The following is a 15,748-nucleotide window of genomic DNA, read 5'->3' as shown; positions in this document are numbered from 1 at the left end:
GACCAATGTAAACAACGTCCAAAAACTACGCTATCTATTCGCGATAATTACTGCCTTTTTAACTTACTGGAGAGGGTACTATCTCAATATAGCCTATTAGATCTGCTATAAATCCACTCTCACCATTTGAAAAATCTCGATGGCTCATCTCCCGATAAAGAGCTGGTTCTATAAAATTTTTTATCAAATCCTTACGTTTTTCTATAGTCATTTGGGGAACAGTGGTAACGCCTTCAATAAATAATTTAATCTTTTTTTCTACATCGATAACTCTTTTACCTTCCAAATCTACTGCGATAGCTTGCACAAGTAATTTCCGATCTTCTTTAGCTGAACGACATTCTATTGTCCATAAGGTTAGAATTATTCCACTCTCTACCGCAGATTTGATAGCGATTCCTATGTCCTCGGGAGGTGTGGATTGCCAACGCTTTATTTCCTGTTGCATAATAGGATGATCTATCCCAATTAATTCCAGCTGTGTCTCGCGTATAGCTAAATCACGATCAGTGGTAAACATCAATTCTTGTTGGCCGTCAGAAGCGGTAATAGCATAAATGTGTTGATCTATTTTCACAATATGCCTATCATCTTCCGCAATAGCAAGGCAAAGGAATTGCACCATTCTTTCAAAACTAGATGCTAGATTCTTAAAAGGCCGGTACTCTTCAAGACTAAATCTATCAAGATCTTGGAATAGGTCTAAAACTACTTTGCGCGCCTCATGCGAATTTGATAGTGCAACTTCCAACTCTACATGAGTACGCTTTAACTCTGGATCAGAGAGCGCTTCCTGATACAAACGGTTATAATTTAGCCGCTCAGAGAGTTGACCTAAAACTTGTGTTCTAAGATCTTCAGCAATATTACCTTGATCATCTACCTTGCCCAACGTTTTAGCAATTTCAACAAGTTTCTCGTCAAGTAATAAGAAGATGCGCCCTTCAATAGTATCAGATAGAACAAGATTATAGACTTGTGCTGTATGACTTTGACCGTATCGGTGAATGCGGCCAATGCGCTGCTCCAAATCCATAGGGTTCCACGGAAGATCAACATTAAAAAGAATGCGTGCGAATTGTAGATTAATTCCCTCGCGGCCGGCTGCAGTACTAATTAGAACACGGGGACCATCCGGTCGACGGAAACGACGTTCTGCCGCAACTTTCGCGCCGTGGTTACCGCCACGCAACACCACCACACCTTGGCCTGGATAGGTACGTTCAATTTCTTGGGCAATCAGGTTCACTGTTCCCAAATAAGTGGCAAAAATGACAATTTTTTCGTCGGGATTCTGACGCCATAGTATACCCAGACCATCTAACAGTTTCTGAACCTTTGTTTCACGCTGGGTAGGGAAGCTAAGCAACAACTCAGCAATACGCTGCCGCTCCTCGGGAAGATGCAGGTTGATCACTGCGGAAGCAGCTTCTTCAGCATCAGCAGAAGAGTACTCACTCGCATACGATGTAGAGACCAGTTCTAATACTTCCACATCAACTTTCTTGACCAGACGGGATTTAAGGTCACCTAGAATCCGCTCGATCTCGGCGTGCCCAATTGGATCATCGGAAAACTGGAATTCTTCCTGAATCAGCACACGGGCCTCCGCCGTTAGATGCTCACGACCCTCGATATCGAGTTCCTTATCTCGTAAGAGGGCTTCTTGCAGTGTCAGCATCAACAATCGACGCTTAAGAGTGCGTCGCACCGCCGCAAAACTAGATGCTGCTATTTTTTGGAAAATTGCCATCAAGAAGCCCAGAGCACGACCCTGGTTGCCCTGTCTTCGAGCTAGATCAAACCCTTCTTGCAAGTACTCACGTAACTTTTCGTAGAAGTGGCGTTCGTCTTCATTCATTGGGAATGATTCGGTGTGCACCCACCGACGAGCAAATAGCGGCGAACCATCTGACCGACATGCGTCAGCCTTTGTGCGGCGGAACATAACGCTATTCAGTCGGTGCCTATAATCGATCATTTCCTCCGGGCTACTGAACAACGTGGGATTTAGAAGTTGTACCAGCATCCAGAATTGAAAGTGGCTGCCCTGATGCGGGGTAGCTGAGAGCAACAGTAAATCACGAGTATGGTTTTTCAATACTTCGGCTAACTTGTAGTTTTCAGTCTTGTGTACTTTGCCTCCAACGCGGTGTGCGGCAAGGTGATGCGCCTCATCAAACACCACCAGATCCCAGTGCGGCGCTTCCAACAATCGCCGAATACGCTGGGGACGCTTGAGCTTGTCAATGCTAGCGATTAGGCGATCGTGCTTAACAAAGGCGTTGGTTCTGCGATCTGTAATGTCACCATCCAAGCCAAAAACCTCAAAATCTAGATTAAATACTTCATTTAGCTCATGGTGCCAGTTATGTACAAGACCAGCAGGTACGACCATCAATGCTCGATTCAATTCACCGCGGCTTGCGAGCTCTCGCAAAATAAGGGCCGTTTCAATGGTCTTACCTAATCCAACCTCATCCGCGATCAAAAAACGGCGGGGCGAGGCTGTTCCTACGCGATGGGTTAACACCACCTGATGCGGTAAGAGGTCAATTTTTGCAGAGGTTAACGCTGAGGCGCTCTCCGTCATTGGCAGAGCGTGTGCCTCATAGACCAGCCAAGCTACTCGACTGCGCATTGGATCCCCTGAAACATTCCACAATACCCGCTCGGTGCGAGAGAGTTGCCGTTGCAGCGAGGCCATCGGTACCTGACGTTCCCCACTGGCAAAGAAGGCTCGCAGATATCCGTCTCGCATCGGCTCTAGCACCACACCCTGCCCATAGTCAGAATGCGTAACACGCTCTCCTGCCCGCAAATCAAGGGGAAAAGTCATTCTATTAATTCCGAGGTGCGTTCCAGACGCACTGCCCAATGAAATGTTACCCAAGACAGCATTGAAAAAGCTGCGGGTAGAGCAAAGCGTCCTGACACTGGGTCGATATTACTCGTGGCACAAACTGGCTCTTCCTGAGTTGTCATCAGGTGATACGCAGGTGATACAGGCCCACTGGCTTGCTTTCAAGGGCCAAGATCAGTTCACGTGGATACTCCCGCGCCTCGCCCCATAGGACACGACCAAAATCAATCCGCTGATCACGGAATGATCCCGCACAACGCCAGATCACCGCATCAGTGGTGGAATTAATTTCAAGTCGCCGTTCTCCATCTGGCAACCAGAACACTAGTGCTGCCTGACCATCATATGCCGTCTGAAAAGACAGCACCGCATGTTTTACTGTGTCCCGCAGCCACTGTACCGCGTGGTCCGGAGTCAGTAGATCCAAGCAACCGTCCAGTCCGGCGACCACCAGCACGTTGTTCCCATTGCTCGGCAAGTCGTCTGGCCAGCCGTGTGTGAGTTGCAGGAACTGACGTACACTGACCACTTCTTGGGGCTTACACACTAGATTGCGCGCCTGAGCGTCCCACAGCCAACTCGTTCCCCGCCGCTGCCACGCCGAATCCACCATCTGCTTCACGAATCAATGACCTCTAACAGCGTCGGTTGCTGTTCCCTAAATCGCTGAGACCGCTGCCAGTTCTCCAGAATCGCAACAGCCGTCTTCGCCCCCTGGCGCATCTCGTCATCCGGCCCGTTGCGACTCAGCCACTCCAACAGCGGCCGGAGTGCCGTGTGCAGCTTAAAATTCTCGTTACGTAAGGTATCCATCGCACTAATCCCACTGCCTTCGTAGCAAGCTCCAGCCAAAACCATCGCCTGATCCAGATCGGACGTCAGTTTGCGTCTGTGCTTGCCTGACCAATTTTTCGCAAATGATAAGGAGCTCACTCTTGTGAACACCTTGTTGCTTTCTATACACCAACCGCGTCCCACGAAGTCATCCGGAGTGGTGATTGACCCCCGTAGAAACTTCTGAAGTTGATCGCGCTTAAGTTCATTCGCTTGCCCGAACGTTCGTAAGAATTGACGCGTCATTGGTTCGGCGTCCACAGGCGGTGGTTCCAGTCCGCCCTCCGTCGTATCATCCATCAATTGATTGATTCCAATTAATGCGTCACGTACGGACACTAGTTCATCATCGTTTAAATACACTTCTCCGTAGTGGCGAGAGAAATATTCCAGCGCTTTACCACGTCGGATTACCTGCAAGTCGGCTGCTGGAAGCCCTTCACGAGCATGGTTTTCCAGTAACCCCTGAAGCTGCTGTACGTCGGCCATTACCTCACGTCGCATGCGGCTCCAGCTTACACGGCGTGGTTTCTCACTCCGTTTGCGGCACACGTGAATGATGTCGTACTCAATAGTTTGTGAACCGAAGGTTCCAGGTTTAGCTCCTGCACCCTTTGTCTCGTCCGATCGAATTGGATATGTCGCTTCCAAGTAGAATCCGGCGTTGAACAGCGATTCCAACACAGACACCCATGGTTCATCTGCACTGTGGTGAAAGGTGAAGGCCAACATGCCCCCTGGTTTCAACACGCGATGCGCCTCACGCCAACACTGCGTCAGCACTCGTTGGTAAAAGCTATCGGGGTTTTCTGGCTCCCGCGCCCTGTTCGACACTGCCTCAAGCGACTTCGGGGTGTAATCCGGCTTAAAGTAAGCCGGATACTCGTCCTTCAAAACTAAGCGTAGCCATACGTAAAAAAAGTCTGCCAACTCTGAATAGTGGAGTAGCCCACCAAAGGGCGGGTCAGTGATTACCAAGTCAATATTCGCGTCTGGAATTTGTGCTAGGTCTGTAGATGAGCCCTGATAGATAACAGCATCTTTCAACGTATCACCGGGAAAAGCTTTTTCGCTCTTTCCTGTAATTTGTTGAGCCAATTCCGGATTTTTACGCGACAAATTAACAGCACTAACTGAGTCCCAAGGTTGTTCGGCCCACATTCTTCCTTCAACAATACCTTCTATGCAAGAAGTCCAGTTTCCTCGCCCAAGGTTTGGAAAGACGCAATTTTCAACCACAGTCGCTTTGGGATGATAATTATTATTAGCAAACTGTGGCTCAAGCTTATCACCTTGTATATTCCACATAGTGAACATGCTCTGATTCCTAAGATATTGCTGAAAAGCGCCCAAAACATATTCCCTCGTTTTAAGGTCATAGCCTTTCCTCTCAACAATCGCTTTAAGCAGCTGAGTGTGCACTAACAGTTGTCGGGGGTTAAACATCATCCACCAGTGGGTAAACCCATGGTTTGGAATTCCCCCATTGTTCATGTGAGTCATGAATCCAAATGGCACCTCCGAACGAGGCCAGTAATCAGCTAAATCAGTGTTCTTGCGCTCTTCCCACTCTAGTATTGCCGCATTATATTGATCAGCAATTCGAGTATCAAATGGGGCAAAAAAGCGCCCATTGTAAGCTGTACTCTCGGCAGCCCTCGCTGGTTCATACCCCTGTATCGCGTAGCCAGCCATCTGACCTGTTTTTCCCGTTGAACGAATAGCCGTTAAAACATCATGGGGAGTACCACATGAGCCACACGCGAAGCTAGATTTTTTCGGAACGGTGCCCTCGTCAGTCCTAAACTTCACCCCAGTTTCTGGACAAGTGACTTCCTCAGGCAGTTCACCACGCACCTCCAATAGCCTGATATGCGCGGCCCGCTCCTTACTCCAGCGGGCAGTAGATTCAGCATCATCTTGCGCCGCGCCACCGTAAGTTTGTCCCTTTACATCTAGGCGAGGACTTCCTTTCAGCCATGCGGGATGCACTAGCAAGCTCAGAGTGATCTTCTTTTTCTTGCCTTTGCCCACTACTTTGGCTCTCTCAGTATGCGCACAATTGGGACAGGCAGTTCCATTTTGCAAGTCGAGAACGGCGTAGGGAGCCTCGTCCGGAGCAACGTACATAGGAACGTTGGGAGCCATGCGAGCAGCGCTTTCCTCAATGTCGTAAACATGAGCGCAATTGGGACAGGTGTGTTCCCAACTCTTCACGGTCAGGATTTTGACTGCCATAACTGGACTGGACATGATGGGTGTGCGATGACCGCAACCAATGACCTGACAGGGCCCGTGCTTACCCCAGAAGGTATAGATAATTTCTGACCCTCTATAACTATACTCGGGCCGTTGGGCGAGTGTTAGGGTCAGGGGATCGAAGTCAGTGGGCATGATATTACCCGTTGGCAAGTGCGTCCAGATGCCCTTTTCCCCGTTTGGGCCATCGCAATAATAGTACGGCATGATTTGTGGCTTAACTTCTGCCTCAATGTCAGCCAGCAGACGCTTAACCTCATTTAAATCGACATCGGCTAGTTCTTGCTTGACAACGAACCATGCGACTGGATTCAGGTCGTTACCGATCATTTGCATGCCGAGTCGGGAGCCTTCGACTAATGTGGTGCCGCCGCCCATGAAAATGTCCGCGACCTTAAGTTGGCTAAACGAACCTTTTTTCTGATGATTAGCGTAGTAGTTGTCCCATACCAGTTTTGCGGCGTGAGCAGAGTCACTAGGAGCTTTGGTGGCCGCAGCAATAAGCATAGAGCGGAACACGCTAGAACGCCTGCGTGCCCACCACTTGGACATCTGGTAAATTGGTTTACCTGCGTTGCCCTCAATCGCGGCGACTTGATTAATAGGCAGGATGGGAAAGTCGACTTCCAAACACGTTTTTGGCCGATTGGGATCGCTAAAGTCAACGGTCTCTAGGCTAGCTGCTTTGCCCGCTCCGACTGCCTGAGCTATGTCACGGGATAGTTGTTCTTTCTTGATAGTCATAGCTAGGGTATCCTTATCTGTATTTGTATTGAAATTCCATTTTGAAGCGCTTACTGGATGATTGATCTGTCTCCTACTCTTACTCAGTGGTGTTAAGAGTTCTACTTAGAACAACGAAAGGTGAAAGTACTTCCAACAGCGTCAACCCGCCGTGAGTAAGCGTGGGATACCCTCCCTGACTCTTCCATTTCCAGCGGCCCAAGGCGAGTAGGTGTGTTCCGTGTGGGCTACCAATGTTCAGGGCAACGGGAGGACTGTAAGGCCCAGCATCTTGCTCAGGTGCACGGCGACCGCTAGCAAAAGTTCGCTTCATAAATTGCCCCAACTCGCCCATGGCATCGTGGAACTGTCCGGTGGCGGCGTACCCGTGATCGGATAGGATCGCTAGTTGCCGTCCTGTAGTAAGGCGTTCGACCAGCGCCCAGAAGTCGTTACTATTCAGCTTTTGGGCAGCGTCTTTAGCAATGTGGCCCAAGCCCTGACCCGCGCCTGAGCCATCATGCACCTGACTGTCAGGCCAGTGGTGCCATAACACCCAATTTGGCTGAGCGCCTACGAGCGCTACACAGTCCTTGAAGGGTAGATCGACACTCTCGGTCTCCGCAGGTTGGAGTTGGTGATTTGGGCCACCACCGCTCTGAAGCTGGCTGCGACTGCTAAAACCGAGGGCACGGGCGAACTCGTTGGTCTCTCCAGGCAGCTCGGATGCGTGAACATTAATGCTCTGCACGGTATAGCCCCGTTCCTGTGCGCCCTGCAAGAGCCAGGGCAGCTCTCGCAGTGACAAACCATCCAGAATAAGAACGGCTTTGGCTCCATGTGTTTCATGCCACCAACGGATCAGTCGCTGCGAGGTGCGTTCAATACTGGCCCCAAAGCTCTGCCACAGATCCCAGCTTACCACCGACAGGAAATGATCCAATTCTCCAATCTGTGCGTCGCGGCGGATGATTTCGGCAGGGGCATCCTGCACCTGGAGCGGCTCAGAGGCTACCCGTAGGGCTTCAACACTTAGCACCTGCCACGCTTCCTGATCGCTAACTGTCGTCAAGCGATTAAACAGTTCGGGATTCAACGGCATCAGCTTTCTTCCTTCTGTAATTCCAATTCGTAAGTCAAACCGTCCGGCAGTTTTTTCAACAGTTCCATTAGTTGAGCTCCTGTCGCTGCTGACACTCGGATGGAGATGTCGCCAATTCTAGTTGCAGGCTGCACTCCTACCTGTTCCATACGGTGCAGCAGGTTCAGGGATGAAGTTGCTGGAACGTGAACAGGGTTGCGCTGTGCAACTCTCTGGGGAATTAAAGGTGGGCGAAAACTGCTGCTGCCCGTAATCGACGCATCGGTGCCCCCTCCGCTCGTCGTGCCAATGACTTCCGCAACGTCACTCAAGCCGCTAGTAGCTTGCCCGCTCCCGAATATGGAAATTGGGGTACCGGACATGGTATTGGGTGCTCCCATGCCAGCATCTATGCCTGTGGGGATGTTGCTGCCTGTCTGCCGCATCCCTACCTGCCCATATTGTGTGCTAACTGGATTATGCGAAGGGCCGCCAGAAATGACACTACCGCCAGTAACAGGCACGGCAGATGGCTCAACCAGATACACCTCGTCAAGTTGGCGTCCTGTTAGAGGCAGTTTTGATTTCAGTCTTGTCCAAGCCTCGTCCTTCTCCTCTCCGGGGTAGGCTTGCAGGTACTCCATGCCCCGCACATTAAGTGCCACTTTGCCTTGTGCACATAGTCGGAGCAGACGCTCCTTCATAGGAGTCTCCCCTAGCCATGGGATGCTTGCTTCAACGTTTGGACGCGGTTCCTGCAGATCACGCAATAGTTTGCCCACTGTTGACCCGTCCCGGGCCGCTTGAGTCACTAGATCCTCAAAGTCTTCAGGAACAAACAGGTCTTCGGCAATGGCAATTTCAATCGCCTTAGGTACTTGAGATCCCTGCACAGTCAACCGCTCGACATGGAATCTGGTTAAGTTGGGGTTAGCATAGTCAAAGCGATCCAACAACATGAAGCGGTCGAAGCGGGCCTTAAGCTTGTCGCGCAGCTCGTTCTGAAAGCGGGTGTGCAATTTACGGTACTCGGGATTCTGACTGCTCCATTCCTGCGCTTTCATAGCAGCGCGGGCCAGGAGCAACAGTTCTTTCTCCTGGTACAGATTCGTAGTGCCAGTTACTGGCAGGAGGAACCGCACTGTGTTGCGGCGCTGTTGTAGATTGGTCTTCAGCCATGGCCCGAGCCGTAGCATCGCCTGTTCACTGTTTTCTGGCAGGATTAGCAGCGGCAAGCGACCGTCCCAACGTTCCGGGCGTTCAGACTCTTCCACGGTTGACCAAGGGTCAGTGTCCCAATTCTGTGGTAGGACGATGACGCGGGTGGTGGTGGCCACCTCCGCACTCCCACCAATGACGTATCGCAGTTCACGGGCTAGGTAACCGCGGTCTAAGCCGTCTATGAAGAGCTTGTCATTCCGAGCAAACACCATAAGCTTTGCAAGCGGGTTCTCCTGCTCACGAAACACAAGGCGTGGCCCCTCAATGTGAATGTTAAAGCTGTTCTCTACCGTGCTATTCAATTCAACGTGAAAGGCATTGTCATCCAATGGCTGCGTGCGGGTCAGGTCAGCCTGTAAAACGCTGGGCTCCGCACCTGCATTGTTCCCAACAGCAATGGAACGTAGCCATAGTGCACCCATTAATTCCTGCAGGTGCGGTACCTCGCTCGACTCACTACCCATCGCATCTATTACTGACAGGATATTCGCCTGCGCTTTCTCGCGCAGCGTACGGTGATGCTCATTTGCTACAGAATCTAAGAGTGCTCCAATACCCGTCGTATCATCATCCAAGCGAAAATCAGCCGCCGTCAGAACTGGGCTTGCCTCTCCACGACCTTTATATAGATTCACTAGGATGCGAATCATGTCACGGGTCTCCTGGGCGTCCGTGGCAACCAACACTTGCTCTTCTAATAACCTCAGCAAATGTGGTGCAAAAGGCCATGACTCCAGAAACACAGCGTACCGACGTTCGTGCTCGGCAGGAGGAACATTCAACAGTCGGAAGTATTCTCCAGCATGTACACGCACAGCGCTGTCAATTTGGGCCGATGGGATCTGCTGTCTATTCTCGAATAGACGGTGTAGCAACATGCGTCGGCGATCCTGCTGCATGCGCTCAGCGTTGCCTCCTGCCTTGAAGTCAATGGTTACGGGGCTGACGCGATGAATCTGCTGGTAAGCGTCACTCTCACCGTTGCGCACAGAGACGACGAGCACCAGTAACTCGGGGCGGTTTCTGGCAATCTCTGACAGAACCTGAATAAAGTTGAACGCTCGGCGCTTGTCCGGCGACTGCTCGGTATCAGACTGGCTGTCATACCACGTCTGGAATTCGTCAAGCAGCAGGGCTGTAGGTCTATTATTCAGCAATTCGGTGATCAGCTCATCCGAGGGTACAGCTGTGCCTTTCATTTCCCACTTACCGCGGATATAACTCCCATGAGGATGTTTTTCGAATAACACGTCCCACAGGTGTTTGAAGCGATTCTGGTGCAAGCTTTCACCGATTACTAGCATATCTCCACGTAGGACAAGCTGTTCCAGGGCAGGACGCCCCAAAGTCACCGACCAAGAACGCAGCCACTCGCTTGTCGCCGTAACATTGTTCATGGCATGGTATAGCGCTGCCATTAGGTGCGATTTCCCCAATCCACGCTCACCAATTACGGCGATGGGACGATTTGATCCTGGCGAGACTGCCTCAAGCGCTTTGAGCAAGTCATGAGTAGGGTAAGTGATCTCCAGAAACTGAGCGGCCTCAACTTGGGTCGCACCGGTGCCCCCCGAATCAGTGAACTCAATTACAGTACCACGGGTACGCTGTCCTCGAAATTCTTTTCTTAGTGTGAGTCCTAACATGGCTACTTCTCCCTTAACAACAGAGTTACTTGGGTTTTAGGATAGCGATAGAAGAGATCTCACATCATGCTCTTCTGTTGCTGATAGAGCAGTGCAATCAAGTGGGGCGCTTATGAAAGCCGCAGTGCTCACCTTCAGTAGCCGACAACTTAGGTTTTACGCTGTCCCAGTCGACCAATTTCGCGAAGTTGAAGTGTTGACTGCGCTGGAGACGTAAACAGGCAGGAGATTGAGAGGCTGTCTGAAAAGCGGAGAATCAGGTAAGAACTGCGTTTTGCTGGGCAAAAGCAGTGAGTCTGCGAAGCATACGACGGATAAAGGGGAGCTAGATGAATGCCTCAGTTGTCTCGGGCAGGAGATCATATTAGCGGTTGAGCCTGCGGTCAAACGACAGCCACGCGAAGCTGCGCTCTACCACCCAGCGCTTCTTGATCACCACAAAGCCACGGTGGCCACGAAAGGTCTTGATCTGAGCTTCCGTCAGTTCCTGTCCCTGTGGGAGCCAATACCCGGGGGTATTGGCATCGGAGCGCTGCACGATTTCCACGGAGTAGGCGAGGGTCGTTTTGACCCAGCCTTTCCATTTGCCCTTGTGTCCACCGTCGGCAAGAGGTGAAGTTGCATTTGAGGCTGCTTCTGGCGCAACTCCTGCAGGAGTTGCTGGCTGCCTTCCTGATCGGTGATGTTTGCGGGCAGCACCTTGACCCGAGGAGGAGGCCCAGGGTATCGACGATCAGATGATGTGTTCGTCCGTTGACTTTTTTGCCTCCGTCGTAGTCTCGGGGCCCCCTTTTTGCGAGGTCTTCACGCTCCTCGAATCAACGATCCCAGCACTCGGTACCGCGTTTCTTCCCTCTGCTTCACGCACCTGAACTCGGAGGGCATCGTTGATGCCCTCCCACAGTCCGCTCTGTTTCCATTGTCGAAAATAGTTATACACCGTCTTCCAGTGAGGGAAATCAACGGGGAGCAAGCGCCAGGACACCCCGCCTCGTTTCACGTAGAAAATCGCATCCATGATGTCGCGGCGATCGATATGAGCGGGACGCCCACCAGGTTTTGGCGTAGGAATCAGGGGTTGAAGAAGTACCCACTCAGCATCGCTCGTGTCCGTGGAATACTCAGGCGGGTTCTTTGGCTGGCAGCGGCACGGTGTCTGCTCGGCGATACAGGCCGCAGAGGTGTTCATGGTCGCCCGTGCGGAGCTTGAAGAGGGCAGCGACAGTTTGACCGTGGGCGGGTTGCAGGCCTTCGAGTTTCAGGGCGTCAAGGGTGGCGAGATCGGGCGGGTGGGTTTGATGGTAAGTGGGGATCTTGTCTTTGGGCATACGGGTCGTGTTCCGTTCGCTGGAGCAGCTGGGGCGGGGACACAGTCTCCCTCAGGGGACAAGAGGTAGGCGAACGCTCGGTAGATTGCGCTTGTTTTTCCATCGAGTGAGCTCAAAGTCATGTGAAAGAGTGCCGACACCGACGAGACTCAGCACTTTGACCTTGAGCCGCTTGTGAAATCGTTTCACCTTGCACTTGGTGATACTTTCCTTAAAACACCCCGAGGCGGATGCCATTATCACGGAAGGGATCCGTTTGACGCTGCTCAGAACGTTACGATCGAAGCATTTCACAGGGTGTAAAGTTTAATCTATCTTCCAGCCCGAACAGCGAGCAGTTCCAGCAAAACGCCCAAAACAGTTGTGCTAGCTCTCGGACCAACGATTCCCGTTATGAGCTGGTTGAACTCAGTCGTCTGAATGATGCGGCTGCCATGAGCCCAGTCGTTTCGGGCTTTGCTCAAGTTGGAAACGTCATTTCGCCAGCCCCATTTCAAGTATTGGCGAGTTTGGCTGCTCAACACACTTAGATGATTGTCCAGTAATACCTTGTATGCGGGTGGACTGGGCCTGAATAGATAGTGTGCAGCGGTTCCCAACGTCGCGATTCCTTGCCATGGCAGAACCACATCATGATGGTGTGCCGCCGTCTCTAAGGGGCTAACCAAGACTTGTCTAGATAGTTGCTCAACACAGGTCGCTAGGCAAAGCAGGGCTGGTCCTAGGTCATGCAGGTTGTGCTGTCGTGCGGCTCCCAAGAGATACTGTGCATTGTCCAGACGATCCCGCATTTCTGCTGGTAACAGAGCCCAGTCCTGCTGGAGACAGTCCTCAAACAAGCGCGTCTTCTCTCCCCCAGCCCGTGCTTGCTGAGACAATTCCAAGACGACGCTATCGGCTAAGGGGAGAAGCTGTTCGAACTTACCATCTTTAAGAGCCTCAGTAATACGGTGGAAGATCGCGTGATGGCGAGGAAGAACCTGCGAGTCCCTTAGGCCCTCCACTAGACGCAACGCAACAACCGTAGCCTGAGTCGCACGCTCCATTTCCCCACGAGCGGTGATAGAAGCAGCCTCGGCGAGTTCCAGTGCCTCTTCATGACTGGGCCCCTTGTGGGTCACTACATTCAGGCGGCGATGGAGAAGAAGGGCCTGATTGTCCTTTCCCTGCTCTACCAGTGCAGCCTGAACTTGTTGGGCCACGACAGGCCAAAGGTCATCTCGCTCCATGGTCATGAGGGTCTCGAACGCAGCGTCAAGATTCCCAGTGTCTGCATTGATAAGCGCACTGACAGCCTGAACGAGGGCCAATGTCGGAGCCTGTGACTCGGCAATCGCGAGGTGTTCAGCGGCCTCCGCGACATAGTTGGCTCGGTGTGCTGCCAAAGCGGTCAATGCGTTGTTTCTTGCCATCTCCCTCAATGGGTAGACCAGAGCCTCCCCGAATGCGGTGTATTGCCAGTCGGTAGCTGCTTTGCGGAAGAAGGTTGTACCTTCCACATAGCGTCCAGCGAGCAAAGCGCAGCGTCCACCTGCACTGTACAGATCGTGCTTGCCACCTGTTTGGACGTCCTGGGCATAGCGACCATCCCAGAGATCCACCCACCTAGCTCCTGTAGCCCCATAACCATTGGTTTCCGCCCACAGTACGGCAGGTTCAAAGATCTGCTCCGTCAGATCCATCGTTGAAACTTTAGGCCAGTCCTGATGTAGCAGCGTGTCGATTTGGCTGATCTGATCTTCAGTAGCTGGATTGGCACCGAGAAGTAGCAGAATTTTGGCCAAATCCTTGCCAGCCTTTTGGGCCGCCTCAAAATGTGTGTTGGCTTCCAGCGGATTATGTAGGCGCGTAAACATACCATTTTGGAAACGAATATCTGCCTCTTCGGGAAAGAGGAGGGCAGCCTCTGCATGAAGATGTGCCAATCGGGTTCGATCAGCTGCAATATGGTTCAGTGAGGTCAGGCAGCCGGTCAGAATCGCTGGATTACCCGAATCTAAGGCCAGTCGTGCGAGCTCAAAACCAAAGCGTTCAGCAAGGTCAGCTCGGTCATAATGGATCGCGGTATTGACCGAGTTAGCCATACGATTCACCGCTTCTGGATTGGTACGGTATTGACCATCATGTCCCTTTACGAGAGAGGAGATCTCTTCACCGATAATTGAACGCGCTAGCAGATCATCTGCTGTAAAGCGGCGGCCTGCGTCACGTAGGGCAGCCTCTAGAATCAAGGGGGCTCGAAGCGCATCTTCCAGAGCTGAATCTCTCTGGGAGGCACCGCTCCGCCGCTGACTTAGGGCAATACGGGAGAGCTTCTCTTGCATGACTAAGGCAAAGTCCTGAGCCTGTGTGTTCTGACCGAGCCGGGCGAGGGCTCTCGCTTTGGTGCGGGCAATTTCATAGAGACTTCCGGGATTAAATTCAATCCACGCGTCTGCAAATTCGAGTGCGTCTGCTGCCTGGCCCAGTGTCAGTAATGCCCGGCCCAAGTGCTGGCACGCCTCATCCAGAGCCGTTTTTTCGAGAATGGGCCCCAAGAGGATCTCTGTCAGTACGTCGGCTTCCCGAGCAGTATTTCCTAGCCAGCGGTACGTCTGTGCCAACCATCGATGAACTCGCCCGTCCATGGGCGAATTCACCCGGGCTAATGGACGAGCCCTTTCCAGGTAAATCGCCGCAGAGTGAAGTCTGCCTGCAGCAGATTCCATCTGTCCGCGGTCAAACCAGAAGTCCGAATCTATCGAGAAATATTTTTCGGCCTGCATGAATGCGGCCCGGCTGTCATCGAATTCCTGGCGCCACGCGTGTAGGCAGCCCTGAAGGTATGCCGCAGCACCTGGTGCGACCTGAATGTTCAGTTGAGAAACAGCCCACTTGCTATACCGATACCAAGTCACTGATTGCCCAAAATCCTGCTCGACAAGCCGAAGGTACGCCTCAATCTTTACGGCTTCGGTTCCCGCGACAATGAGATCCTTGGCATTGATGTTCCCCTGACCCGGCTGCTTCAGTGCGTTCGTGAACCACCTTGACAGCTCGGAGGTGCTCAAGTTCTGCATTCGATGTTGAGGAATGTTTTGCGAACTACGGTGCGTCTTCGCCTTGCGAACGGCGGCGGTGGCCCAAGTCTCAGCCTGCTGCTGGGCAACGATTGGACGAGTAGCCGAAATGACGTTCAACCGCTGAGTCTTTCGAGACCTTTTTTTAGCCATGAATAGAAACAGGGTAGCGCCCAAGCAAGTATTGGAGTGTCCTCCAAAAACTGGACGGCGTGAAGTAGAGACGAAGGCTCGCCATCCCAGCGGTAATTTGTCAGGCTGGAAGTCGAGGAGAAGTTATGAAACAACAGCAGCGCACCGAAAACCAAATTCGGGAAGCTGCTCCAAGACGCCAAAAAAGGCGAACAGCCCACTCTAGAGTTGTGCCGGAGCTTTGGATGCAGCCCAGCGTCGTACGACATTATGCCTCGTGTGCAAGTCATGACCTGCGCACGAGTGAACTCTTGCTTCTCTTTACCTGATGCGGGAAAATAATAGCTAGTGGGTCACTTGCCACGGGTATAGTCTTTCACTGGACGACCTGAAGAGTCTGCGCTCCAGAACCTCCCAGAGGATGTCTTCGTGCATAGGCTCGCTGACGGCGAGCCTTTCTTTTTCCGCCCCAGACGAAGGGGGTTGGGTGTGCATTCCATCCTCGCGCAGTTGCTTCTAACCACTCGATGATTTGTCTCGGACTGGTCGGACAGTGGCCAGCCAACGCACGACGAACCAAGATGCGCTGGATTGACTCGGCC

General features: G+C 52.1%; 8 protein-coding genes and 1 pseudogene. All 9 read right to left on the bottom strand.

Annotation, left to right across the window (positions count from 1 at the left end; translation table 11 throughout):
• Nucleotides 1-58 precede the first annotated feature (58 nt).
• The 9 genes and pseudogenes from F561_RS0119760 to F561_RS0119720 all read right to left on the bottom strand — a co-directional run bounded on the left by F561_RS0119760 (nt 59) and on the right by F561_RS0119720 (nt 15,191).
• Nucleotides 59-2,839 carry a DEAD/DEAH box helicase gene (locus F561_RS0119760; RefSeq protein ID WP_026299088.1) on the bottom strand — a complete coding sequence of 927 codons (2,781 nt, stop codon included), beginning with the start codon at nt 2,837-2,839 and terminating at the stop codon, nt 59-61.
• 145 nt (nt 2,840-2,984) lie between these two features.
• Nucleotides 2,985-3,476 (bottom strand): hypothetical protein, encoded by a 492-nt coding sequence (locus F561_RS0119755; RefSeq protein ID WP_425386932.1) that lies wholly within the window; start codon nt 3,474-3,476, stop codon nt 2,985-2,987.
• Between the two features lie 5 nt (nt 3,477-3,481).
• Entirely contained in the window at nt 3,482-6,700 is a 3,219-nt protein-coding gene (locus F561_RS0119750) for a site-specific DNA-methyltransferase (RefSeq protein WP_019011701.1), read from the bottom strand.
• Between the two features lie 79 nt (nt 6,701-6,779).
• Nucleotides 6,780-7,781: a hypothetical protein gene (locus F561_RS0119745; RefSeq protein WP_019011700.1), complete on the bottom strand. Its 1,002-nt coding sequence runs from the start codon at nt 7,779-7,781 to the stop codon at nt 6,780-6,782.
• A complete protein-coding gene (locus F561_RS0119740; RefSeq protein WP_019011699.1) occupies nt 7,781-10,627 on the bottom strand; it encodes a DUF499 domain-containing protein in 2,847 nt (948 codons plus the stop codon). The genes F561_RS0119745 and F561_RS0119740 overlap by 1 nt, the downstream gene beginning before the upstream one ends.
• A gap of 367 nt (nt 10,628-10,994) precedes the next feature.
• Nucleotides 10,995-11,075, bottom strand: a pseudogene (locus F561_RS29120) (IS5-like element ISCaa9 family transposase); the annotation flags it as partial.
• A 285-nt stretch (nt 11,076-11,360) separates the two neighbouring features.
• The gene (locus tag F561_RS30575) at nt 11,361-11,816 is read right to left on the bottom strand and encodes an IS5 family transposase (protein WP_083922565.1); all 456 of its coding nucleotides are present in this window, start codon (nt 11,814-11,816) and stop codon (nt 11,361-11,363) included.
• Nucleotides 11,749-11,955 carry a hypothetical protein gene (locus F561_RS28115; protein ID WP_019011696.1) on the bottom strand — a complete coding sequence of 69 codons (207 nt, stop codon included), beginning with the start codon at nt 11,953-11,955 and terminating at the stop codon, nt 11,749-11,751. Before F561_RS28115 ends, F561_RS30575 begins: the two co-directional genes overlap by 68 nt.
• A gap of 311 nt (nt 11,956-12,266) precedes the next feature.
• On the bottom strand, nt 12,267-15,191 hold the full coding sequence (locus F561_RS0119720; RefSeq protein WP_157452023.1) for a hypothetical protein: 2,925 nt from the start codon (nt 15,189-15,191) through the stop codon (nt 12,267-12,269).
• Nucleotides 15,192-15,748 lie beyond the last annotated feature (557 nt).

Origin of the sequence: Deinococcus aquatilis DSM 23025 (genome assembly GCF_000378445.1) — a bacterium.
Taxonomy (GTDB): domain Bacteria; phylum Deinococcota; class Deinococci; order Deinococcales; family Deinococcaceae; genus Deinococcus; species Deinococcus aquatilis.
The sequence above is the reverse complement of the archived record's forward strand: the minus strand, read 5'-3'. Positions and strand labels throughout refer to the sequence as shown.

Coding starts and splice junctions, on each gene's coding strand:
- F561_RS30575 (WP_083922565.1), bottom strand. CDS start 11,816: ATGAACACCTCTGCGGCCTGTATCGCCGAGCAGACACCGTGCCGCTGC.
- F561_RS0119760 (WP_026299088.1), bottom strand. CDS start 2,839: ATGACTTTTCCCCTTGATTTGCGGGCAGGAGAGCGTGTTACGCATTCT.
- F561_RS28115 (WP_019011696.1), bottom strand. CDS start 11,955: ATGCCCAAAGACAAGATCCCCACTTACCATCAAACCCACCCGCCCGAT.
- F561_RS0119745 (WP_019011700.1), bottom strand. CDS start 7,781: ATGCCGTTGAATCCCGAACTGTTTAATCGCTTGACGACAGTTAGCGAT.
- F561_RS0119750 (WP_019011701.1), bottom strand. CDS start 6,700: ATGACTATCAAGAAAGAACAACTATCCCGTGACATAGCTCAGGCAGTC.
- F561_RS0119740 (WP_019011699.1), bottom strand. CDS start 10,627: ATGTTAGGACTCACACTAAGAAAAGAATTTCGAGGACAGCGTACCCGT.
- F561_RS0119755 (WP_425386932.1), bottom strand. CDS start 3,476: ATGGTGGATTCGGCGTGGCAGCGGCGGGGAACGAGTTGGCTGTGGGAC.